The following is a 23391-nucleotide window of genomic DNA, read 5'->3' as shown; positions in this document are numbered from 1 at the left end:
AAAAAGCCCACAGATTAAGCTTTTGCAGCTTTTTCTGTGGGCTTTTGAATTCTATCTAGTGCTGACTAGAAGCTTATAGGTTTATCTTTGTTCATCCCTTATTTATCAGTTATCTAGTTAGCTTTTTTACCAGTTCGTGTGCAATATTGTGTGCATTCTCTTCACACCATTTAAATATGTGTAATAAATTATCGTGGCCCCATAAATCTATCACCATTCATATGAATCATATGATCTGGAAAATCTGCTATCCATATTTCTGTTTCCCACGCAATCTTGCTAACAAACTTTTTGTAGACACTCCAATTTTGGAACGCCGTAACAAAGATTAACCCTGCATTACCTTTATAATTATTCTTTATCTGAGTAACACGATCTATCGACATTGGTCCAGTACTTGATACTGCTTCAACCAAAAACAACCATCGTTTCTTCTCATTATATAAAATAATATCTGGAATAATTTTATGCATTGTAATTGGAAATCCCAATTGCCGCAATTTACTTTTCTCAAAAATCAAGCTTTTATTTGCAGTATCCCCCACATAAAGCAATTCAGAACCGCCCGCAAATTTAGGTGCAAACTTTTCAATAACTTCTTTATGGAGAATATTATGAGCACCCGGAGTTAATTTAAAATTATGACCTTGGTACTTAATAGGGATCATAGTTTTTTCTCTTGTTGACCTTAATAGCTGGATTCTTGATTCCCTATTGGGTAGAAATTTTTGTAATAGCTTTTCATAGCTACTTGTACCATAGCTTTTAACAAGATCAAAAAAATCATCATTCAAATACCATTTAAATTTACTAGAATTAGTTGCTATCCCCTCAGACTCATTGTTTCTAGCAAGGCCCACCGTTTCTAATTTCTTTGCTCCATTTTTTCTTAATGATTCTCGTGTATTCTCTTTTAAGTTAGTATCATAGTTACTATTTAAGAATAGACGAGACTCATGCATACTTATTCCATCATTAGTAGCATTTTCCCATTCCATTTCATTAGTAATTCTAGTTGCGGCAACAATAAATCTCACTGCCATATTGTTAGTGTTTATGTCATTACTAAATTCAACATCTTTTAATATTTCACATACATCGTCTAGTTTATTATTACTCATCATAGAACCTCCGCTTTTAAACTTATATATTAGAAATTAATTTATCTATCATATTCTGTTCCATACTCTCTAGGTGTTGAGCATCGTACTCTTGTCCTAGTTCAATAAGCTGTTGTTTACTTGGACATTTCATCGTATTTATCTCAGTAGAATTTACCTGAGTATTGCTTCCTAAAAGACGATAGTATTCATCAAATTTAGTTGATGATAGAAATAAGTATGCTCCTTTTAAAAGGTTATCATTTTCTGCAATAACAAAATTTAATTTATTATCAGTACTGATTTGATCATATTTGCTAAATCTTGAAGAATTATAGTATGCGGTTTGAATTCTTCGCTTTTCTTCTTTTGAGGAGAACCGTTTTACAAAGATATAATCTTGATTGTTTTGGAGTAATCCGTTACGTTTCTTTTTTAAAAATTGGTCTTTTTTTCTATTAAGATGAACAGAATGCTTACTGATATTATCACTAAAAATAATAGGTACATTTTCACTTGAACCTTCATCCTCTAATAAACTTTTATTACGGAAACATACTGTTAATCCAGTCTTCATTTTTAAACCAGACTTTTCAACCGTACTTGAAAATCTATTAGCCCATTTTAAAGTTTCAATATCCTTTTTACTATTAACTAAGTATATTCTTTGCTCTTTTCCAACAACTACATTGGCTTTATCAGCCATTATATAGTTTGTCTTGTCAAGCAAAGAAACACTATTATGTGTAAAGTATCTAATCTGATTAATCGCTGACCTTTTTTTAAAAACAACAATAACCAATTCCTGTAAAACCTTTGCATTCCCGAATTTATTTTTTCTTGCCTCGAAAGAATGTATTTCACTTATATTTCCTTGAGAAAAAATAAACTGACGCAATTTAGTAAAATAAGAACCGCTCATCCATGAACGGGGAATAATAAATATAGAATTTGAATTTGGCTTTAATTCAATTATTGATTTTGCCCAAAACAACCCATACAGATTAGGAGCTCCATGTACAATAAAAGGCATTGCCGTAGCTTCTTCACTATCCTTTCTTAGTTTTTTATATGGAGGGTTTGAAATAATTAAATCATATTCATTTTCGTGATTATTAATTCCATAATCAAATAAGTTATATCCGTCCAAAATATAATTTTGTGGTTTTATTGTATATGTGAATTTTAAATTATTATTTTTAGCCCATTTAAATATTAATTTATAGTTATGCCTTAAAACTTTTAAAGCATTGTTATCATTTTCATAAGAAACAATTTGGACAATTGCATTACTATTTATCGAAAATATTTTCTGCACAAGTGATATTCCTAACACACCCGTACCAGCACCTGGATCTAATATTTTAAAAGTTGAATGTTTTTGGCAAAAATTATTTTCCAATAGTCTATCAGACATATAATTTGCAATATTTTGCGGTGTAGTAAATTGACCAATTTGCTTTTGTTCCTGACGACTAAGCGTACTTATAAATTTCTCCTCAGCCTTGTTCAGCATGTTTTTCACCTGAACATTTTCTAATGCCACATCCATTTACTGCCATTCCTTTCATGAAGTAATTAGGTCTAACTCTTATATGTAACTATATTAGAACCATTATTCCTCAATTTTTCATCAGGAACTCCCAATAACTCTGAAATTACATTTAATGGAAGTGCAAGACCATATTTCTCTTCTAATAGTCCATTGATTACGTTACCATCAAAAAGCTCAATTTGATTTATTAAATTAAATGCTTGCTCCATTAAAACTGGCTTTCTTATAACAAAATCTTTATCAAACGGTTCTTCCTTACGCCAATGATTATAACTTAATCGCTTCTGTAAATTACGAAATTCATTAGGAGTAAGTAACCCTAATGAATTAGCACGATATATCATACTAGAAATGGAAACCTTCCATTTACGTTTTAAAATAATATAATTATTAAGGCTTGTTTCTTTATGTAAAATATCTTTTTTAAATTGCAACGACGGTAATAGAAAGTTAGCAGCAAAAGAATTGGCTTCATTTTCCATAGTCCTATATTCAACTGAATCTAATTCTTGAGGTTGTAACTTTCCCGAATGCAAAACCCAATGTCCAAGTTCGTGAGCTAAGCTAAATTGTTGCCTAAAATAAGAATTATTATCCGAATCTATTAAAATACAATAATAATTTTTACCATTAATTTCAATCTCACTACCAAACGCATCAACTTTACCTGAATAGGACGATATCAGAGCAAGTTTGAATCCATGTCTTTCAAGTAAATCGGTCATATCAGGAACTGGTCCTTTTATTTCCCAAGCGTTTCTAAGCTCTTGAGCAGCCACAGCAGGTTTAGAAGAAAAGTCAATATTATCTTCTAACAGTGGGAAATCAACATAGTCTTCAAATAAATTTGCTAAAATAGCTAAATACTTTTTCTTTAACTCACTTGGTTGTTTCTCAACTTGTGTAGACGTGAGCCGGCTTCTATAGAATGTTCCCAAGTCTTCTTGACTATACTTATCTTCTTGTTGGAAAAACGCTAATGGAAATTTTAAATTGAGCACTATTTTTTGATAATTACTAGCGCTTGGTATAGAATCGCCATGTTCATATCTTGAAATCATTTGCTTTGAGACTTTAATATTTTTAGATAAATCAGTTATAGATAGTTTTCTAAACCTTCTTGCTTCTTTTAGTCTCTTACCATTAAATGGCATAGACATAGTGCATCACTCTTTCTTATTTTGCTTCTTTTTTAAGGTTACTAGAGGCTTATGTTGCTTATTATCAGTATTATCCATAGCACCATTCAAATTCTTATTGTCATTATCATTCTCATGAAGCAATGGAGTCAAATTAACCTCATCTACCGTAGCATATTGATCATTGAGCAATAAACAGCTTGCCTCAATAGCTTCATCAACTACGTAATCGACGATTACGATATAAACTTTCTTTACATTCTCATACCATTCACCCAACATTTTTTGATTCTCTGTAATTCTTTTTTCATCATCGTCATTATTTTGGAACAAGGTTACTTCACTTGTCAAAGGCAATAGTCCAGAATTATAAATGAGTAAATCATAAGTGTAGTGAGTTGAAGTTCCGTTTTTTAAATATTTATTTTTTATATTTTTAAAGTTATCCTTGGATGATAATAAATATAGCTCTCCAGTTTCAGTATTAAAAACTGGATTTATTTCCCAAAAGCCCCTCTTAATATGTAACACTTTTATTCTATCATTGTGCTTAAAAATTTTTACTAACACTTTAGCCCTGCGTGCCCACACTGCTTGTGGCAACCCGTTAGTATTTACATCCGAAATTGCTTCCCTAAAATCGTCAATAACATCGCGTCGCGTAACCTTCATTACTTGTAAAATCGAATCAATTACTTCTTCATTTCCCATTCTGAGCACCGCCTTTATATTATTTAAAGCTAATTTTACTCTTATAGTTGACTTTTTTCTATAATTTTCGCACAAAAATTACAAAAATAAGAGACTGAAAAACAGCCTCTTATTTTATTTATGACATCCAATTATCCATCATCTTGCGGTTCACATCACGATCTGCCTTGACGTATACTCGCATAAAAATTGAAAGACTATTTCCCATTCGTTCAGCCGCCCATGGATAAGACATCCCTGGCTTATTAGCCAACTTAGTACATAAAGTATGCCGAAATGAATACATTGATAACTGTGAACCATTACCACTAATACCTAATTTCTCACAAACCTTCTTTAACATCTCATTCATGCTCCGCTGCGTGATCGGGATATTATTAGCACAAGTCTTATAGTCATGTAGGTTTAGAAAAATCAAACCCTTAGGATTAGTCAAATCATGGCGCTCCAAGAAATTCTCCTGTTCTTCCTTAAAAACATTCACAAAATCTACCAACGCTTGCGAAATTGGTAAGCAATAACGCGCATAACCTTTTGGCCGTGCCTTAAGGGCCCCATTGAACTTCTTAGCATAATCCGACCAACTATCACTAATTTTAAAGGTTGGATAATCATCTTCTACTACCAAGTTCTTGAATTTTAAAGCCTGCACCTCACCAGGGCGCATTCCAGTTTCAAGATCAATCCACAGCGCTAATCGGGTACCCCAATTAGCAATAGTAGTGTTGTTTAGTTCCAACTGAATTTGTTCCTTGATAGCTTCTAATTCATCATTAGTAAATAAATACTGCTGTTTACCAACACTGAAATCACTCTTACGAAAGAACTTATCCAAATACTGTTCCGGCACAGGATTTTCCTTAACAACCTTACCTACCAGTTCCTTAAAGAAACTTCGCATATGGGTCAAGCGATGGTCAATTACGGTAGCACGTCCAACCGTTGCCTTATGTTTCCGCACAAAGTCATGAGCAAACTGTTCTACTAATCGTTCAGTAACATCCTTGATCTTAGTATTCTTAAAATACTTCTTAAATTCCGTTGCTGAATTTTGCCAGTCACGGTAAGTAACGGGCGAAATTGCATTTTTACGCTGGTTGACGTACTTTTGAAACTCATCCGCAAAGATAGCATTACCGTCACATAACTGCATTCCATCTTCATAATCAGCCCACATTTGCCTTTCCAAAGCCTTAGCGGTTGAGCGATTAGAAGCGTAATCTACTGGCCAGCTTTCCCTTTTACCTGTGATTTTATTAATTGGTTGAATTCGCACTTGGTACTCTCCTTTGTGCTTACCAGTTGCTATTTTTTTAATCATTTTTATCACCTTCAAAAAAGGAGTCAGCACAAAGCATGACTCCATCATTATTATCTATAGTTACTTTGTCCATACAGTTTTCTGCTGGTATCCAGCATTTACCAGCCAATCCTCAACTTCAGTTAAGATGTAATATTTTCGACTGGGTGTTGTTAATTGATGAAATGGTAGTCCATTATCTAATAGTCGATATAAGATTGTGGTACTTACGCCTAGTTTTTCGCATAATTGCTTTCCATTTAAAATTTCTTTTCCAAACATTAATAATGGTCTCCTTATGGATTGGATTATAACTCTGCACATTGCAATTCTGAATAAATATCATGCTTTCAAAAGTTCTTCATCTAGTTCTTCAGAAAGTCCTACATTTGTCGTGACGGAATAATGCCGTGTACCATATGTCTCACTAGTTTTATCCTGCTCCCAAGTCATTTTAATATCATATGTTGGCAACTCGTTATTCATTGAGTATTGTTTCTTAGCTAACTTTTTCATTTCGTCAAAGGAATCGAATTTAGCAACATTATATTTATCACGTTCAGAGTCAAATTCTTGATACCTAGCATTAAACGCATACTTTTTCGATAGTTCCAGGGCTTGAATATCTACCAGCACAATTCGGCAAAGTCCTGGAATAGAGTTCTCATAATTCAAATAAATTCGTTTTCCACCTACTACAATAAATGGGTCAGGATTAAATACAGGGCCATCAAAATAGCCACCAACCTCTACGATCAGGTAATTATCTTTCATGTGCGAGCGATTATATTCTTTTAGGCCCTTAAATTTACCAATCCATCGTTGTCGTAATGCTGGTTTCCACGTCGTTCCTTTAGAATTTGTGGCCTTTTTTACAAAGGTGTTGCCGATTAAGTCTTTTGTTTCCATAATATTTACCCCCTATTAATTTTCTTCAGAATCAAAATTTCTTGTTTCATTTCCTTAATTTGTTTTAATAACTTGTTATACGCCTGAGTAGAATAAAAGACACCAACTTGATGATCAGAATGCATTACTGTAATAGGCAACGCCATTGCTTCACTTAACTGATTTGCTTGCTCAAAATGTGCTGAGAAAGTATTTTTCTTCATTTTAATTGACTGTTCCCACTCAAAGTTAGGATTGCTAAACATACTATCGTTCCTTTCTTGTATTTCATAGATAGTTTTAGACCATTTAATTTAATTTCAATTCAATTCGTGCGATAATAAGTAGGATAACAATATTTGTTAGCATTATTTTTAGTTCTGCAATGCTTTGGTCGGCTGCAGAACCTTTTTATTATCTTTGATTTCCATCACCCTCACCCCCTTTCACTAAAGTCAAATGGCTTAAACATGATAGTATCCTTATTTTTATCGTATTTTTCTTTGAGGTCATTAAAGCCATAGTGCCATGTTTTTAATTCACCAATAGTCATCCGTTTGAATCCATCCCACTTCTCTACGCAGTCTGGATAAACATCAAAATTGTCACGCATAATCCTCATTTTGGCGGAAGTTAATTGAGTACTGTTAGCGCAGATTACTTTTTGATAAGTTTTCCCGCCAAAGTTTTTACGCTTAAGAACAAGGCCAAGCATTTCAAGCTGATTTGTGAATGAACGATACGAAACATTATACGAATTGCTTTGTTGTTTATAAACTTCAAACAATTTGATGGTCTGCATTCCGATAAAATCATAAGGTGCTGTAATTTCATTTTTTTCAAGGAACGTGAGGAACGAATCACTCAATCGTGATAAATTCGTTGCCGCTGAGTGATTACGGTCGAATAAATTGGCACGCTGCTTTTCATTCATCTTCAAAATTTTTGATGCTTCCTGCATGATCAAATAAAACAATGCTTCTTTAACTTTAGAATTGTTGACAAAGTCGGAAATACTAATTGTCTTTCCTTTTGCTTTAATACTCCTGTCCCTAAGAATGCTAGGGCTATCAATAACAAACATTCGTGCAGCAGTTCCTTCTTGTGTAATTTGTGGCATAGAATTAGTAGCGATCACAATTAAACTTGGTAACTTAACAGCGTGTTCTTTTTCATATTTAGCAGCACCAGTTTGAGTTACGCCAGTAATTGCTCCATTAATAACGGTCCCTGCATTAGCTGTAATGATATTCGTTTTACTATTTGACTGGAAGTCATCAAACCACAACATAATTTTTCCTTTTTTAGTATCATTCAAATCTACATAGTGCTCATCAAGCAACGCTTTATTAACATTCTGTGCGCTAGAAATAATATTAGATTCTGATTGAGTTTCATCATCAAAAATCCCTTTGAGTAATTGCGCTAACGTACTCTTACCAGCTCCACTTACACCTTTTAGGATAAAGAAAGTTCGAATTTCTTTCATAATATCAGTACCCTGTAAAGGAATGAGTCCTAGCATTGCCTTTAATTGCTTTGTTTGATTTGGAGCTAAGTGACTTAAGAAGCTATTAAGTTGTTCATATGCAGGATCATTAACAATTGAAGGATTATAGATCACATTTACATGATGAGAAATTTTATGTTTGAACGGAGAATCAATCTTAATATTGCCGTTTTTATCCAGCAAAATAGACTGATAATCTGACTTGAAACCTTGCTCTAGGCTATCTTGATATTTTTTATCCTCTAGTAAGGCCAATACATTATTCTTTTCCGAAGTAAAATGTTGTTTTTGTCGCTGATCAAAATGTTCCTTGAGCAGATGATTTACTACTGACGACCTAGCAGTATAAATGTTCCTATCATCTTTAACCATTAGTTGACCATCAACGATCAATGTTCTAGGATCATTCGCAATAATTTCACCCATATCTAATTTTTTTAAGTAGTTAGTCGTTCGTAGCTTATTAATAAGGTTCAAGATTGAATTGGGATTCTCTTCATTTTCATTCGCATAGATTTGAGCAGTCAATGCAAGTAAATTGTACTGATAAAGCTTATCTTCATCACTCTTTTCGATTTTCTCCGCCTCATTCTTCACCCAGCTTTGAATTGACTGGTTCTTTTCGATTTCGTCAATAATAGACGGGATAAAATTATTAACTATCACCACATGATTGGCATTAGCGTAATCGTCAGGATTAACTTCCTTCACTCTTACTAATTGGTCTAACAAGTTAATTCGATTTCGTAATAACTCCGTAGACATAAAGAGCTGTCCATCTAACACTCGTTTTGTAAGTTGATTAATATAATCATTATTTTGATCTGAGTTCTCTAAATCGAGAATAAAAGAATAATAATGTTGTTTTTCTGATACGAAACTAGCATCAATCACTCCGGCTTTGTGCAGAACTTCTTTAGCCTCATTTAAATCTTCCAACTTCTCGTTTGAACCATATAAGTTTGGCTCCTGATCGTTAAACAAATTATTATATAAAGTCATCATTGCCACCTTTTCTTTTTCTTGTGCATACTTAAATGCATCATTATCAATTTCACTTTGTTTTAGTTTATCCAATGACTTACCAGTCGCTTGATGATAGAACGCTTTAGTGCTTAATTGACTACTTCGACACTTGTAGTCGTTAGAATTGTTAATCAAGATATAGTCCTGAGTTCCATTAATGATGGCATATTTCCAATGTTTCTTTGAAAAAGTTAACAGCGGAAATTCTGACTGCCATTGCTGTTTAAAATCTTGGTACTGTTTATTAAAGTCCCCATCGTCCTTAATCTGTAGAATGTAGCCATCATTAACGCAGTTCAAAACATTTGATAATCCCCAATAATGCATTGAATCGAAAATAAAATTCATACCTGAATACATTGCAGCAAGGCGATTAACATAACGACCCTTGCCTGTGTCATTGGTAGAGCAATAAATATTGAGTTCCAGTTTAATTGCTTCTCGTTCTTCAATTAGCTTCGGGTCTGACTTATAATCTGGCATATTTTCGATTTCTTTCTTGCGTAGAAACAGTTGTTCATGCTTCTTATCCATCAGTCCTAGATAATACATAAATGTTGGTAATTGTGAATGAGTATCGATCTGAACAACATCTGTATAGATACCCTTTTTCGCTGCATAAATACCATTATTGGTAAAGTTAAGAATTTCCTTTTGACTATGCCCAAGTGCGCTCTGCACTGTGACAGTATCAATAATCTGTTTTGCCATTAATTTAATTGACGAATCTTTGCCATTTGCATCGTCCTTATACTTATGGTCGAATGAACTACTTAAGTGTGCTACTTCAGCTAAAATTACCGAAGTTGGAGTATAATGACCAATTAATAATCCTGACGGATCTTTGTACATATTATTTACCTCCTGTAAGCATTAAAATGAAATGATAGTTAGAAGATCGTGTTTCCCAGCCTAATGTTGACATCATTTTCTTAATTACTTCATGTACATACAGCTGTTTATTCTGCTATAAAGAGCTTGAGAATCTTCTTCATTGATACTAGTGAATAAGTTTATGCAATTTATTTCGTATCAATTGTGCAAAGTATATACTTTAATTTTCGAAACTAAAAGCGCAATAGTGCGAAATATTGTTCGCACTATTGCGCTTGATTTTTCTACGTAACTAAATAATAATTTATACTAAAACTAACCTCCCTAACTATTACTAAACTCAAAGCGAATCCATAGTAAAATAGGGAGTAAAATTCCCAACACAATTTTGCACAGAAGAAATTATTTTAGGAGGATAAAATGACACTTGACGTAGAGTTACATTTAACCAGCGAAAACGATGATCCAGCAGGGGAAAATAGTTTTCTATACAGAGAATGGATGAAAATAAAAAAGGAACAGGGCGGATACTTTATTCTTGCTAATAACATCCTACAGTATCTACCATTGCTAAAGAATTCGGCTGCGATAAACCTATATTTGTATTACACAGAAGTTGCCCGAAACCTAGAAGGTTTTTCATGGCATAGTATTTCAACCATATCAAAAAGGTTACAAACTAGTGAAAGAACTATCAATAATTGGAATAATGTTTTACTAGATGCTGGACTTATTCTAAGAAATTCTGGAACTAAAAACTCTTACGTAACTCAGCTTCTACCACTTGAAGATTTTCTCCTTAATATTGATCACTTAAAACGAGATAAGGTAGAAAAGTACTTAGATAATGCTGGTTTTAAATTTAAAACATCGATTTCTATTAACTTAAAGTACCTAAATTCAAACCATAAAACTTCATTTTCTCAGAAAAGGTATAGTATTTATGCTAAAGAGTGTTACAGCAAAGGAAAGGAAAACAACAGTTTTTATCGTTATGTCGTATTAGAAGAAACATCAAATGGTAATTCTGAATTATTCAAGAATAAGGAATTAAAAAAAGACGTCCTATATTGGAATGATGATAACGATAAAAATAATTCATTAACTTTTCTTTGCAATCTATCTAAAGAAGATGAATTAAATTACGATAAATCACTACGCCTAGCTTTGCAACTGACCAGAAAAGGACTAATAAGTGAGTACAAGGCAACACATAAAGAAAAGAAAATTATATTATAGTTTGCTATAAAAAAGTGCACTGGCTACCGCCAATGCACAAGTTAGTCTAAGGAGCTGATACCCTTGAGGATGTACTCTGCAGCACTTAGCTGGTCGTGTATTGCCGCACACCAGAACAAGAGTGCTACCGTTAAGCTATCAGCATGATTATTGAATATAATATATTCTCTATTATGATTATATTATAGTATGGTTTAGCGAACTTGACGACCATCTGGCTTTTTAAGTTGGTCGGTTTTTTGATTTTAAAAAGCCACTACTTAATAAAAAAGTGTTTTCTACCATATACCATCGACTCTTTTTCAGATCTACAAATAAAAGTTCCTGTTAGGTTTTCGTAGTCTATACCATACTCATCCATAATATTTTTATCCTGTAATATAGACACTATTAACGTTACATCACCAGATACTTGATCGCCTGGTTGATAACCTTCTAATATAATAATCGTTTTTGCATCTTGGACAGTTACACTAGTACTTCTTTCTTCTCCACCATTAATTTTGTATGTAATAAACAGCTTCGTACCCTTTAATAAATTTGTACATAACGTCAAGAATTCAGAAGACTTCTTAATATCCAGATTAACAGTTATAGCATTTTTTGAAACAGCTAAATGTTTAGCCGGCATATCAGGATGATTGTAATAATAAGCACTACATACATAACCGTCTTGTCTATTTTCAGATAGGATTAGTTCACCATAGTCCACAATTTCATCATCTTCACTATCTATATTAATAAAGAATGACTTTAAGGCTCGCTTAAACCACTGCTGAGTCACTATATTAATACCATTAGGGGCACCATCTCTCTTAAACCAAATCCATACAACGTCAGCTTTGCTCTTTAATGCAATTTTATATCCTATTTTTTGCATTTCACTATACGTCAATAGCATATTAGTAACCGCTGTAACTGAATATTTCTTTTGATAACCACGAAATTTAGTTACCCTAGGATTAATTAGTTGAATGACGTTTTTATCAGTATTTATATATTGTATTTCTTCATTATTCTCTCCTAATAAATTTTCTCTAGTGTAACCTCTATCTTCTAGTTCTTTACGAATTTCTTCATGACATTCAAAAGGAATAACTACTTCTTCATAAGAACCATCATTTTCAAATGGAATTATTTCCACAATCTTATCATCTTTGATTTCATTGCCTGGAATTGCGAAGGTTCCTTTTTGTTTCAGCATCCGTTTATTTTCTTCATCTACCACAGTATTGGGTTGAATAAATAATCCCTTAGATATAATTTCCTTTGCTCGTGTTAAACTTAATGATTCGTGAAAATCGTCATTAAATTTATTGACAATAGTTGAAAGGTTCCGATTTTGCTGTGTGGCAATAAAAGAAGAAAATTTAATTTCCAAGGAATTGGCATCAATATTTGGCCTAATAAATATATAAATGCTAGAGTCTTCTCTAAGAGATTCTTGCGTAGCAAAAAATAAAGCCACAAGCGGATCGGTAGTAAAGTCTAATAATCTCGTAGGAACTCCATCATGCTGCATTCTTGCTAGGTTTTGAATAATACTTTTATTAGCGTTACGATTTTCTTTATAAAGTTTTGCTTCATTTTTCAAGTATTCATTTTTACGTGCAACTGATGGTTTCATATCAATAAATTTGGAAAGCTGACCTCGGAAGTATAGATTTTCCGACGCTCCATATTTAGTATACCGTTTCAAGTAATCCAAATAATCTTTAACAGAATTCACTTGGTTTTCTTTCACTAAAATCCACCTACATTCTTTTATAAATCAATCTGTTGACAAAAGCTTAAATTCAATTTTATTCATCAACTTAAAAGTACCTGAATAAGACTTCCAATCCAATGATACCGGAGTTACTCTGTGTTCAACAAGTTTATTCAGAAAGGGATTGAATAAAATGACTGAATATGGATACGCTAGGGTATCAACTAAGGGGCAAAGTCTTGATGATCAGATAAGCCAATTGAAAGAAGCAGGTATAAGTAGTAGTAACATCTATTTTGAGAAATTTACTGGTACAACCACTAATAGACCCAAGTTTGAAGAGTTAACAAGTAAAGTTAGCAATGGCGATGTTATTACTGTCACTAAATTAGATCGTCTTGCCAGAAATACAAGAGAGGCATTAAATATCTTAGACCCGTTAATGTCTAAAGGTGTCAAGTTCAATGTACTTAACATTGGTGTGCTTGAAAATTCAACCATTGGCCGATTAGTTAAAACAATATTATTAGCCGTTGCTGAAATGGAAAGAGATATGATTGTTGATCGTACACAGGAGGGTAAAAGATATGCAAGACTACATAAGAAGGATTATCATGAGGGACGTCCAAAAAGGATGATTACTCCTCACTATCAAGCTGCTTATAATTATCTTTTAGATCATACTTATAAAGACACTTCTAAGGCATTTAATATATCTATTTCAACGCTACAAAGAATAAAAAAACAGGTTGAGAAAAATATTTCTTGATAATTATTGGGAGTACTACACATGTTTCAAAGTATGTGTAGTACTCCCTTTTTATGGGAATGATTGTGAAAAAAGATATTGTGAGTATGGTGTCAGGTGTGTCAAGTTCTTTGGAGAAACTATATATATTATTACCTATCCATTATTTCACCTATTTTTTACACTATTTTATTTAAAAAATACTTATTTGAAAAAGTTAGGCTAAAAATCTGACACACCTGACACTTTCTTCAATAAATGTTGATATAACAGCATTTCAATCAATAATTATTGTTGACACACTTTTCCCTTAATTTTTGTCAAAATTTCTCTTATCCTTACTCTCAGTAAGGTTCAACTAAGTGTTAGCCTAAATGTCAATTTTCACTAATAAAGTGACACATTTGAATAAGCCAAGAATCTTACCTAAAAAACAGGAATTCAATACCTAACATATATACCAGCTATAATTAGAAACCTGACACAAAAACTGACACGCTGAATTACAGTAATAGTATCAGCGCTGAGAAAATAATATGTATAAGAATCCTAAATTAGTATATTATTTTCCTACTCTACTCCGTCCATACTTATTCAATCCTATTTTAATTGATAAGTTTTTTTAGTTAGAACTTCAATTAACTAAAGAATAAGGAGTGACCATTACTATGACAAAATATGGTTATGTTTCTGGCTGTCTAAAAGATGAAGTCAGCAAACAAGATAGTTTTGAACACCAAGCAAAAATCCTATTAAGTATGGGTATACCATACGATCACTGTTTTGCTGACGTCTTTAGAGGAAAAAACAAAGATCGTTATCAACTCCGTAAATTCCTTAATACCATTGCTAAAGAAGGAGATGTCTTAGTCGTCCCTACCCTAACCTGTGTATATAGCAACGTTAGAGAGCTTTGTTGTCTTATGTACATCGTTGAGGACACAGGTATTACTATTCAGTCAGAAGACATTGATCTTAGTAATGATAGCGATAGCAGTGATTGGATCATTGCATCACAGCTTGCTCACCTTGATTACGCCCATTATTTGCACCAGAGGCGTGCTTCTAAGGCAATTAAAAAGTCCAAGTATCAATTGTCCTTAAATAAAGGTGGGCGTCAAAAACGCGTTATCACACCCATTTATAGGCAAGCATATGAATACTTAAGAACTCATACATATAGTGAAACACAATTGAAGTTTCATCTTTCAAAGTCCACGTTGTATCGTATTAAACGGCAAATCAACAATAAGAAGCAGCCTATTAATACGCCACAGAGTTATGATGCCAGTCGAGGTGATTTGCAATGAAGAATAGAGAACTAGTATATTGGGTAGATCTTACTGGACCTGCAGCTCTAGATGAAATAGTCAGGCTTACTATCATGGACACTAACGATAATGTATTATTCAATCATACATTTAATACCAAGCTTGTAGATTGGTGGTATTCAGGTCTGAATGGTATTAGACCTGAGGAAACTTATAATCAGCAACCATTTGAGAATTATAAGAAAGAAATCCAATCAATATTCAATAAAGCTAGCAGGCTGATTACTTTTAATTCATTCACTTTCTTTTTAGATAAACAAGGCGTAACAATACCAACTAATACTACAGTCGAGGATTTAGCAGATCCCTTTAGAGTATTGGGGGATGCAAACGACACTATAGATAATCTATGTGCCTATTATGGATATCCATTATCAGATAACATATACAATCGTACAGGGGTTGATTACGCAAAAGCGATCAATTATTGTTGGCATGAGATGGAAAGATACAAAGAAGCCCAAGAAAATAAATAACCCCCACAAAAAATAAGCAACGAATGCCTAATAACGTTCGTTGCTTATTTTTTAAGGACTAAATTCCTGTAAGCATATTCCAATAATATCTAGTAGTCTCTTCTCATTAATAATTTTCTTGGAATAAAAAAATTATTTCAAGAAAAATTTTTATTAGAACTTATACAGAAGGAGATGATTAATATGGCTAAACACAAAAACTATACTACTTCTGTTAGCCTAAGTAACGTTGCACGTAACAAACTGATTGCATTAGCAAACATGGAAGAAATAACTCAAAAAGAGTTATTGAATAAGCTTATTGATAAAGAAATTGATCAATTAAACTCTAAAGATAAAGGCATATATGCGTATATTCTTAAAGCTATCGAAATTAAAGACGAATTTAGAAACAAAAAAGAGAGGTAATAACAATGTATAAAACAATAACCAAAAAACACGGTAACATTGGCGTCGACATCGACGTTCAGAACGAGATTAAGGCATTAGTAATGGTATCAGGGCACAAGTTTATCCGTGGTTATATGAGAGACCTTATTGACGAGCAAGTGAAACATCTTAGTGCGGGCGAATATGAAGATTATCGCACTTTCCTGCGACGCATTGAAGAGCAAGAAAAGGAAAATAAGGACAAGAAAAAGAATAAGTAATAATTCAAAAGGATTACGTTGCAACATAAACGTAATCCTTTTTCTAAATAAAAAAACAATGGGATTCCTGTGAAAGAACACCAAGCAGAAGTCCCATTGCTTTAATAACGGATATATTATGTCAGAACAAATATATACTAATTAAAATTCTTTTTTACCCTTACTTGCTAAGCCTAATCCAAACATACCAGCCAAGACGCCCAAAGCAACAACCGCTTTACTGTTTTCGTTACCAGTTTGTGGCAAGTTAGCTTGTTGTGCCTTGTATTCTTCACGAGTCATCATGGTACCTTCCTTAGTACCAAACGTTACGCTGGTAGTTTCTGGAGCTGCAGGTGCTTGAATACCAGCTTGTGCTGCAACGCTATCCTTAGAAACAACGTTGATGTATTGTCCTTGGGTAGCTGCTCCACTTTCCTTACCATTTGTTGGTAAAACAATGGTTGGCTTGTGAGCAGCATTGCTATCAGTAGCTTGGCTACCATTATTAACGGTACTGTACCCTGTCAAGTTTACACACTAAATAATAAAAATTAATTGGCTTTGCCGTAACGAAATTCCGTTGCAGTAAGGTCATTTCTTTTAGCTGAAATAAATGTATTTGTAAAGTATTCAATTCCTTCAGCCACTAGTGTTTGAAGTTCATCAAGTGTTTGTGGCTTAGATGAATGCGCTAGCCAAATTGCTTTAAAGTCGGCCCATCAGTGCTCGATAACTGCGTTATCTGCTGGTGTGCCAGGAGCTGAATAGCTATGTTGACTATTATTGCTAGTTAAATATTGATTGAACGCCTTAGAAGTATAAGCAGCTCTGCGATCAGTATGAATAAGTGGGGCTAATACACCTTCTTGTTTCTGAGCTTTCTTGAATACTTGAATTGCTCCCTCACTAGTTTCTGTTGGGGTAATTAGCCAGCTAATTGGAAATTGACCATATAAATCAAGAACCACATGTAAACGAACTTTATAATTATGAATATTGTAGGCGAGTTCTGTTGTATCAGTTACCCAAACCTGATTAGCTGCTTCCTGTTTAAATTGACGATTAAGTATATTTTCAGCTTGATAGGTTTGACGTTCCTTGTCGCGTTTTCTTTTAGCTTGACGATAGTCAGCTTTAATCCCATGTTCCTTCATAATTCTAATAACTCGTTTTTTGTTGACCAAATATCCAAGACCTGCGCGCTTAATAAGACGAGTCATTTTCCCATATCCAATACTTTGCTTATTAGTTTTCTCAATTTCTTTAATCAAATTAAGGATCTCTTGATCCTGGATATCCTTAGTAGTTAATTCTCGTTTTAGCCACTTATAGTAGGCTTGCCGGCTTACTTTAGCCGCTTTAACTAGTTCTAATACTGTATAACCGTCTTTAATCATTTCTTGAATCGCTTGATATCGTCCGGTCGATGCACCTCCCGATTGCGTATTTCGACTAATTTTTTTGCGAACGCAATTTGTACCTCGCTTTCTCGTTTCTCAGCTTCTAATTCACGTACTCGTTTTCTCAACCGTTCGAGCTCATTTGTCGGTTCTTTCTCTTTATTTCTGCCACGATTATCTTTTAGTACTTCCCAATTATGATCGTGCAAATATTTACGTACCCACGAATAAACCCGCTGATAACTAATATCATACTTACTAGCTGCTTCTTTATAGTTGTTCTGGTGGTTAATCGTCCACTGCACAATCTGCTTTTTCTCATCAAAGGATACTTTCCGGCCCATTTTCTTAACTCGCTTTCTTGTTGCGTAAGTAACAGTTAGTTTGTCACTATTGTACTGGATAATCCATTGTTTTAGTTGAAAAATATGGCGTATTTTGTACTTAATTAAAACCTCACGACTAGCCAGTCCGTTAAGCTGATAATCTTTCACCGCGGCAATCTTTGTCTTAAGTGAATATTTTTGGTTATGTTTAGGACGAATTAATCCTGCCAGTCCTGCTAATAAAAATTGTTTAATCCATTTAGTCATGTTCGCTGTTCTCACTTCGTGATAGTCAGCGAATACTCCTAATGAGCAATCTGAATCCTGATAATTACTTAGTAATCTTAATTTTTCTGTTGTGGAATAACTAGAAACGAAAAACACCCCCTAGAATTGGCACTTTTATTATTTAAAGTGTCAACTCTAAAGGGTATTGTACAGGTTTAGTCTTAGTTCTTTTCTCTTGTTGCTTCAGCCAAGTGAACAAGGTTAGTAACAAAAGCATGTGTTTTAGCTTCGTAGTTATATTTACGACCTAATTTAGCAAAGTAACCATTGATGTAGTCAACTTCGACAGGACGATTATGACTCATGTCTTGGTACATTGATGGGTAGTGGTGAGGGTTGCCAACTTTTGATACGTAGTTAACACTTTCCAATTCTTCTGCTCGGGTATTAACCAATTGAACACCAGCCCGTTCACAGACATCGTATGCTTCATCAATTAATTGGCGAGAAAGTTCATCTGCCTTATCAAAGTTAGCATATTCACCCATTGTGATTTCAAACATTGTACATAAGGTATTAACAACTGAGTTAAAGACTACTTTAGCCATCAAAGTACCCATGAAATTATCTTTTAATGAAGGATTGAAGTTGGCTTTCTTCAATTCAGCCATCAGCTCTTCAGTCTTTGCATCAGGCTTTTCAGTATAGTTAGCCCAGTTGGTAGTTCCCATCCCTGGCTTACCAACGAATTCAACTTCACCAGGACCAGTTAAAATAGTGGCAACTAATGCGGTCCCCGCAACTAATTTTTCTTTAGGGAAGTATTTCAACAACTTTTCAACATGCCCCATCCCATTCATTGCTGTTAAGACATATTGATCCTTAAAGAAATGCTTACAACGTTGCAACATATCATCAAGTTGCATTTGTTTCAATTCAAAGAATACAAAGTCTGCGTCTGTCGCTGTGTATTCTTCGGGGGTATATACATTTACAGGAACTAAATGTTTGTTCTGGTGTTCCCGAGTAACGTAAACACCACCCTGTTCTTTCATCTTATCGTAATGTGGTTGCCAGCCTTCAACAAAATCAACTTCATTTCCAGCTTCTTGTAATAATACACCAAAGCGGAGTCCCATTGCTCCAGCACCAACGATTGTAAATTTCATAATAACGCAACTCCTTGTTTTCTAAATTTAATGATTATAAAAAAGCGCCCTCAGATTAATTGCTTAATCTAAGGACGCTTCTGCGTGTTACCACCTTTATTCGCCAGTAGTTCACACTACTAGCCTCAAATGTTCAATACTCTTTGTATTAAACACGGTAGCTATAATGGGCTACTCCCACCAGAAATTACTATCTTTCATCCTGGCACTCAAAGTGATTTTCACTATAAGTAAATCATCCTCTCACACCAAACGGGGACTCTCTTGCCATCTGCTAATAGCTACTCTTCTTTTCAACGTGTTTTTATAATCATTATTTAATTGTATTTTAATTTATCGCTAGCTAGTGGATTTGTCAACAATTATTTTAAAAGCTTTCAAAAATGCATTTTAAGTCCATTATCATTGCTTTTACAGAATCGATTTGCTTAACTTTTCAAATATATTTAAATCGGGTTCATTAACATCTCTCTCCCAATTCGATAGTGCCTGCCGGGTAACATTCAATTCCCCGGCTAGTTCTTCCTGTGTCATTCCCAATTGTGTTCGCAGATGACGTATTTGCTTTCCTGTTGTAATATTCGTCTGTTCCTGGTTCAAAATAGTTTCTCCTCTCTGATACTGATTTTATCAATGATATTTCGCAATAGCCAGCAATGAACGCTTGCATTGCGCAAGACGTTACATTATCTTCTGAAACATATAGCGCACCTTGTCCAGGCGGCTGTTTGGACGGCGGGGCTGGATGACTGGCTTGCCGACAGCGGCCTGATACCCTTTCAGTTCTGTAAGGCATACGCTCTGCCCGTTGGTGTAAAAGGCCAGATCAGTACGGTATGCCTGTATACAGCGGGCGGGAATCTCGCCAGTAAAGACAACTTCATCCTTTTTTACCTGGACCGTTTCGATGGTGGCACAGTATTTCGGTGCATCATGATAAGCCCTGGAAAGATATTCCCGGGGCGCATAGAGGGTGAAGGAGAGATAAGGTTCCAGCAGTTGCGTCCCTGATTCCTTCAATGCCTGTTCCAATACAATCGGGGCCAATGAGCGGAAGTCCGCCGGCGTGCTGACCGGACTGTAATAAAGCCCGTATTCAAAGCAAATCTTACAGTCCGTTACGTTCCAGCCGAACAAGCCCTGCTCCAGCCCGTAACGGATACCATCCCTGACAGCGTTTTGAAAACTCTGGTTCAAGTATCCCAGCGAAACCCGGCTCTCGTATTGTACACCGGAGCCAAGCGGGAGTGGTGTAACAGACAGTCCGATGGATGCCCAAAACGGGTTGGGCGGCACCTCGATATGGATGGTGTGGCTGGCTGCTTTGAGCGGCCGCTCCATATAAATGACGGTGGGTTCCTTTACCACTGTTTCAAGCTTGTATTTTTCCGACAGCAAAGCGGAAACAACCTCCAACTGCACCCGGCCCAAAAAAGAAAGAATGATCTCATGGGTGATGGAATCCACCTCGCAGCGCAAAAGCGGGTCAGTATCCGCAAGTTGCGTAAGAGCGTCCAGCAGCCGTTCTCTTTGCGCTGCCGTTTTCGGCGCAATCGACGTCCGCAGCATGGGGAGGGGGTCCTCACGCCACCTTTTACGAGGGAGCCGGGTTGGGTCCCCTAATACATCGTTTAACCTCACGCTGTCGCTGGGAAGGATAACAATTTCACCCGGATAAGCGGTGTCTGTCCGAACAATTTCCCCTTTGGATGGAATACGCATCTCTGTGATTTTCAGCTTTTCTCTCCCGGCCAGGGCCACCGTATCCCGCAGGCGCAGCGTTCCGCTGTATAGCCGTAGATAGACACGCCGCTGGCCGCAATCTGTATACTCCACCTTGAAAACGCTGCCGCATAGGGCGGCGCTCCCCTGTTCCCCAATCGGTTGGAACAGCCCTGTCACCGCATCCATCAACGGTTGAATGCCAAGGCCCTTTTTGGCGCTGCCATAATAGACCGGGAACAGGGAGGCGTCTTGAACCCGCCGCTGTTCCTCCCGCACAAGTTTTTCCCGGCTGATTGGTTCTCCTGCGATATACTTTTCCAATAATTTATCGTTATTTTCGATGACCGCATCCCATGCTTCTATGTCGGTATTTTCCTCCAGGACTATTTCCGGGGACAGCGACACCGTCTGCTTGATGATAATATCGGCGGAGAGCTTATCCCGAACAGACTGAACCACGCTCTGCAAATCAACGCCAGCCTGGTCGATCTTGTTGATAAAGATAACGGTGGGAATGTTCATTTTCCGCAGGGCATGGAACAGAATACGGGTCTGGGCCTGCACGCCATCTTTAGCGGAGATCACCAAGATGGCCCCATCTAAAACAGCCAAAGAGCGGTACACCTCCGCCAAAAAATCCATGTGGCCGGGCGTATCCACAATGTTGACTTTACATCTGTGCCACTGGAAGGAAGTGACTGCCGCTTGAATGGTAATCCCACGCTGCCGCTCCAAAAACATGGTGTCCGTCCTCGTTGTCCCTTTTTTGACGCTCCCCGGTTCTGAAATGGCTCCGCTGGCATATAGCAGGCTCTCCGTCAAGGTCGTCTTTCCAGCGTCTACATGGGCAAGAATTCCAATATTGATTATTTTCATGTGATTGTCCTCCCTTTACTGCCCCGAAGGGCATAAAAATCCCCAGCAGTAAAATACTTTTACCACTGGGGATGATAATTTGCGGACATACACATATACAGCATACACCTGTTTGTGAGTGCTGTTTTTGGGGATATGTCAAAATTGATAAGGCAAAAGTATTCTTTTGGGTACAAAAAACTAAGCCCCTACAAAAGGGACTATCATAATCCTTTGTTCCCACTATTTGATTATAGTTTTATTTAAGAATACCTTGCCGCATATTTTTTACTCCTTTTCTGGAATTGAATTATATCACATCAGTTTTAGGAAAACAAGTATCTAAAAGAAATTTTTCTTCCCCTTATATGTAACAATCATACCGGCTTCCTAACGTTCAGAATGGTTTCTACTGTCTGCTGCGGTGTTTGGTTGGAATTGTCCAGCCAAAAGCCGATCCGTGGTGTTGTCTGCATTTTACTAAATACAAATTCAATGTATACAGAAAGAAATATATAAGGAGTGGGAGGGATTCCGCCGTAGTCGGCATTGTAGGAAAATCCAAAAGTTTAGATTTTCTCAAAATGCTTATCTTTTGGTCTTTGGTTCGGAATAGTGTAGTGCTGGCGGTCTATCTATTGTTTTCGGTTGCTTGCTTCTTTACCGTACATGAGCATTCTTTTTCCGTTTCAAGAATACTTCCTTGTTCAATATGTTCTTCAACAAAGGCCTTAATATCATTTCGCCGCTTTTGTTGTGGTTGAAAATCAAATCCCTGTCGGTGCATTTCATCCACAAACTTCTTTCCATTGGCATCAGCGATATCTTTTACTTCGTCGTTATTAGCAATTCCTACAAAGTTCTTACTTCCCCAAAATACCGTTGGGAAACGACTTCCTTCTTCCTCAGCCATTGAAATAACCTCAAGGGAACGTTTTGGTTGGCCGTACTTTTCTTGAAGCATTTGGACCGCCGTTAGTGAAGCAACTACCCCAAACTGGCCATCCAATTTACCACCGTTTACGACAGTGTCAATGTGAGACCCCGTCATAATTGTTTCTTCCGGTAACTCGCTACCTTCGATCCGGCCAAAAAGATTCCCAACTTCATCAAAAGCTGCTTTCATTCCGATATTTTTCATCTGGTCTTGTACATAATGTTGTGCCGATAACCAACTATCAGAATAAAGTAACCGTGTTAAACCTCCAGTAGGATCACTCCCAATCGAAGACAACTTTTGCAGTCGTTCCTTTACAGTTTGTTCAACTTCCACGATACTAACCTCCTAACCTTGCCTTCAAAGAAGATTTCTTTAAAAGCATATGCGTTATCGCTTTAGTATGTCTTAATTGTATGCGCTTCCAACGGGTTGTTCATTGGCCGTTAATGCTAAATCAATTAATGATTTTGTGCAGTCCTGATAGTTTCTATCACAATAAAAAATGCCGATGGCTATTATACCTTCGACATATTTATCCAATAAATTCTATC

21 protein-coding genes, 2 pseudogenes and 1 other annotated feature are annotated in these 23391 nt (G+C 35.7%); of the genes and pseudogenes, 6 read left to right on the top strand and 17 right to left on the bottom strand.

Annotation, left to right across the window (positions count from 1 at the left end; genetic code table 11):
* Positions 1–188: 188 nt before the first annotated feature.
* The 9 genes from N4599_RS07640 to N4599_RS07600 all read right to left on the bottom strand — a co-directional run bounded on the left by N4599_RS07640 (position 189) and on the right by N4599_RS07600 (position 10081).
* Positions 189–1121, bottom strand: a complete 933-nt coding sequence (locus N4599_RS07640; protein ID WP_260898841.1) for a BsuBI/PstI family type II restriction endonuclease — start codon at positions 1119–1121, stop codon at positions 189–191.
* A gap of 22 nt (positions 1122–1143) precedes the next feature.
* Complete coding sequence (locus tag N4599_RS07635) at positions 1144–2652, bottom strand: Eco57I restriction-modification methylase domain-containing protein (protein ID WP_260898839.1); 1509 nt, start codon at positions 2650–2652, stop codon at positions 1144–1146.
* A gap of 32 nt (positions 2653–2684) precedes the next feature.
* Positions 2685–3815 carry an XRE family transcriptional regulator gene (locus tag N4599_RS07630; RefSeq protein ID WP_260898837.1) on the bottom strand — a complete coding sequence of 377 codons (1131 nt, stop codon included), beginning with the start codon at positions 3813–3815 and terminating at the stop codon, positions 2685–2687.
* Positions 3816–3821: 6 nt separating this feature from the next.
* A complete protein-coding gene (locus N4599_RS07625; RefSeq protein WP_260898835.1) occupies positions 3822–4505 on the bottom strand; it encodes a DUF5986 family protein in 684 nt (227 codons plus the stop codon).
* A 118-nt stretch (positions 4506–4623) separates the two neighbouring features.
* A complete protein-coding gene (locus tag N4599_RS07620; protein ID WP_260898833.1) occupies positions 4624–5826 on the bottom strand; it encodes a tyrosine-type recombinase/integrase in 1203 nt (400 codons plus the stop codon).
* Positions 5827–5886: 60 nt separating this feature from the next.
* Positions 5887–6087 (bottom strand): helix-turn-helix transcriptional regulator, encoded by a 201-nt coding sequence (locus N4599_RS07615; RefSeq protein WP_204774887.1) that lies wholly within the window; start codon positions 6085–6087, stop codon positions 5887–5889.
* Between the two features lie 60 nt (positions 6088–6147).
* Positions 6148–6714 (bottom strand): hypothetical protein, encoded by a 567-nt coding sequence (locus tag N4599_RS07610; RefSeq protein WP_260898827.1) that lies wholly within the window; start codon positions 6712–6714, stop codon positions 6148–6150.
* A 5-nt stretch (positions 6715–6719) separates the two neighbouring features.
* Positions 6720–6959, bottom strand: a complete 240-nt coding sequence (locus N4599_RS07605; protein WP_191338745.1) for a hypothetical protein — start codon at positions 6957–6959, stop codon at positions 6720–6722.
* A 170-nt stretch (positions 6960–7129) separates the two neighbouring features.
* Positions 7130–10081 carry a hypothetical protein gene (locus tag N4599_RS07600; RefSeq protein WP_260898825.1) on the bottom strand — a complete coding sequence of 984 codons (2952 nt, stop codon included), beginning with the start codon at positions 10079–10081 and terminating at the stop codon, positions 7130–7132.
* A 402-nt stretch (positions 10082–10483) separates the two neighbouring features.
* Here N4599_RS07600 and N4599_RS07595 point away from each other — a divergent pair, with 402 nt between their 5' ends.
* Entirely contained in the window at positions 10484–11302 is an 819-nt protein-coding gene (locus N4599_RS07595) for a hypothetical protein (protein WP_098035001.1), read from the top strand.
* A gap of 256 nt (positions 11303–11558) precedes the next feature.
* On the opposite strand, the gene N4599_RS07590 is transcribed toward N4599_RS07595, so the two are convergent.
* The gene (locus N4599_RS07590; RefSeq protein WP_229289216.1) at positions 11559–13046 is read right to left on the bottom strand and encodes an FRG domain-containing protein; all 1488 of its coding nucleotides are present in this window, start codon (positions 13044–13046) and stop codon (positions 11559–11561) included.
* 157 nt (positions 13047–13203) lie between these two features.
* Here N4599_RS07590 and N4599_RS07585 point away from each other — a divergent pair, with 157 nt between their 5' ends.
* The 5 genes from N4599_RS07585 (at position 13204) to N4599_RS07565 (ending at position 16215) form a co-directional block, all read left to right on the top strand.
* Entirely contained in the window at positions 13204–13779 is a 576-nt protein-coding gene (locus N4599_RS07585; protein WP_034983513.1) for a recombinase family protein, read from the top strand.
* A gap of 647 nt (positions 13780–14426) precedes the next feature.
* Positions 14427–15068: a recombinase family protein gene (locus N4599_RS07580; RefSeq protein ID WP_260898816.1), complete on the top strand. Its 642-nt coding sequence runs from the start codon at positions 14427–14429 to the stop codon at positions 15066–15068.
* A complete protein-coding gene (locus N4599_RS07575; protein WP_003671418.1) occupies positions 15065–15565 on the top strand; it encodes a hypothetical protein in 501 nt (166 codons plus the stop codon). The genes N4599_RS07580 and N4599_RS07575 overlap by 4 nt, the downstream gene beginning before the upstream one ends.
* Before the next feature lie 183 nt (positions 15566–15748).
* Positions 15749–15973, top strand: coding sequence for a DUF5388 domain-containing protein (locus N4599_RS07570; protein WP_223657145.1), 225 nt, complete (start codon positions 15749–15751; stop codon positions 15971–15973).
* Positions 15974–15978: 5 nt separating this feature from the next.
* On the top strand, positions 15979–16215 hold the full coding sequence (locus N4599_RS07565) for a hypothetical protein (protein ID WP_013923927.1): 237 nt from the start codon (positions 15979–15981) through the stop codon (positions 16213–16215).
* 141 nt (positions 16216–16356) lie between these two features.
* On the opposite strand, the gene N4599_RS07560 is transcribed toward N4599_RS07565, so the two are convergent.
* From N4599_RS07560 to N4599_RS07530, 7 genes and pseudogenes are all read right to left on the bottom strand, one after another.
* The gene (locus N4599_RS07560; RefSeq protein WP_223686877.1) at positions 16357–16725 is read right to left on the bottom strand and encodes an LPXTG cell wall anchor domain-containing protein; all 369 of its coding nucleotides are present in this window, start codon (positions 16723–16725) and stop codon (positions 16357–16359) included.
* A 23-nt stretch (positions 16726–16748) separates the two neighbouring features.
* A pseudogene (locus tag N4599_RS07555) lies at positions 16749–17594 on the bottom strand (IS3 family transposase).
* A complete protein-coding gene (locus N4599_RS07550) occupies positions 17591–18190 on the bottom strand; it encodes a helix-turn-helix domain-containing protein (RefSeq protein ID WP_003672076.1) in 600 nt (199 codons plus the stop codon). Before N4599_RS07550 ends, N4599_RS07555 begins: the two are co-directional and overlap by 4 nt.
* A 182-nt stretch (positions 18191–18372) precedes the next feature.
* Entirely contained in the window at positions 18373–19320 is a 948-nt protein-coding gene (locus N4599_RS07545) for a ketopantoate reductase family protein (RefSeq protein WP_003671227.1), read from the bottom strand.
* 67 nt (positions 19321–19387) lie between these two features.
* Positions 19388–19626 (bottom strand) — a binding site (T-box leader).
* Between the two features lie 105 nt (positions 19627–19731).
* Positions 19732–19920 (bottom strand): helix-turn-helix domain-containing protein, encoded by a 189-nt coding sequence (locus N4599_RS07540; protein ID WP_473828397.1) that lies wholly within the window; start codon positions 19918–19920, stop codon positions 19732–19734.
* Between the two features lie 81 nt (positions 19921–20001).
* On the bottom strand, positions 20002–21921 hold the full coding sequence (tet(W), locus tag N4599_RS07535) for a tetracycline resistance ribosomal protection protein Tet(W) (RefSeq protein WP_056994958.1): 1920 nt from the start codon (positions 21919–21921) through the stop codon (positions 20002–20004).
* Between the two features lie 658 nt (positions 21922–22579).
* Positions 22580–23173, bottom strand: a pseudogene (locus N4599_RS07530) (hydantoinase/carbamoylase family amidase); the annotation flags it as partial.
* Between the last annotated feature and the right edge of the window lie 218 nt (positions 23174–23391).

It is taken from the genome of Limosilactobacillus oris, assembly GCF_025311495.1.
GTDB lineage: Bacteria > Bacillota > Bacilli > Lactobacillales > Lactobacillaceae > Limosilactobacillus > Limosilactobacillus oris_A.
Note: the sequence above shows the minus strand (reverse complement) of the source record. Positions and strands in the feature narration are given on the sequence as shown.

Excerpts from the sequence above, each read along its gene's own strand:
- N4599_RS07640 (WP_260898841.1), bottom strand. The coding sequence starts at position 1,121 with ATGAGTAATAATAAACTAGACGATGTATGTGAAATATTAAAAGATGTT.
- N4599_RS07635 (WP_260898839.1), bottom strand. The coding sequence starts at position 2,652 with ATGGATGTGGCATTAGAAAATGTTCAGGTGAAAAACATGCTGAACAAG.
- N4599_RS07630 (WP_260898837.1), bottom strand. The coding sequence starts at position 3,815 with ATGTCTATGCCATTTAATGGTAAGAGACTAAAAGAAGCAAGAAGGTTT.
- N4599_RS07625 (WP_260898835.1), bottom strand. The coding sequence starts at position 4,505 with ATGGGAAATGAAGAAGTAATTGATTCGATTTTACAAGTAATGAAGGTT.
- N4599_RS07620 (WP_260898833.1), bottom strand. The coding sequence starts at position 5,826 with ATGATTAAAAAAATAGCAACTGGTAAGCACAAAGGAGAGTACCAAGTG.
- N4599_RS07615 (WP_204774887.1), bottom strand. The coding sequence starts at position 6,087 with ATGTTTGGAAAAGAAATTTTAAATGGAAAGCAATTATGCGAAAAACTA.
- N4599_RS07610 (WP_260898827.1), bottom strand. The coding sequence starts at position 6,714 with ATGGAAACAAAAGACTTAATCGGCAACACCTTTGTAAAAAAGGCCACA.
- N4599_RS07605 (WP_191338745.1), bottom strand. The coding sequence starts at position 6,959 with ATGTTTAGCAATCCTAACTTTGAGTGGGAACAGTCAATTAAAATGAAG.
- N4599_RS07600 (WP_260898825.1), bottom strand. The coding sequence starts at position 10,081 with ATGTACAAAGATCCGTCAGGATTATTAATTGGTCATTATACTCCAACT.
- N4599_RS07595 (WP_098035001.1), top strand. The coding sequence starts at position 10,484 with ATGACACTTGACGTAGAGTTACATTTAACCAGCGAAAACGATGATCCA.
- N4599_RS07585 (WP_034983513.1), top strand. The coding sequence starts at position 13,204 with ATGACTGAATATGGATACGCTAGGGTATCAACTAAGGGGCAAAGTCTT.
- N4599_RS07580 (WP_260898816.1), top strand. The coding sequence starts at position 14,427 with ATGACAAAATATGGTTATGTTTCTGGCTGTCTAAAAGATGAAGTCAGC.
- N4599_RS07575 (WP_003671418.1), top strand. The coding sequence starts at position 15,065 with ATGAAGAATAGAGAACTAGTATATTGGGTAGATCTTACTGGACCTGCA.
- N4599_RS07570 (WP_223657145.1), top strand. The coding sequence starts at position 15,749 with ATGGCTAAACACAAAAACTATACTACTTCTGTTAGCCTAAGTAACGTT.
- N4599_RS07565 (WP_013923927.1), top strand. The coding sequence starts at position 15,979 with ATGTATAAAACAATAACCAAAAAACACGGTAACATTGGCGTCGACATC.
- N4599_RS07550 (WP_003672076.1), bottom strand. The coding sequence starts at position 18,190 with ATGACTAAATGGATTAAACAATTTTTATTAGCAGGACTGGCAGGATTA.
- N4599_RS07545 (WP_003671227.1), bottom strand. The coding sequence starts at position 19,320 with ATGAAATTTACAATCGTTGGTGCTGGAGCAATGGGACTCCGCTTTGGT.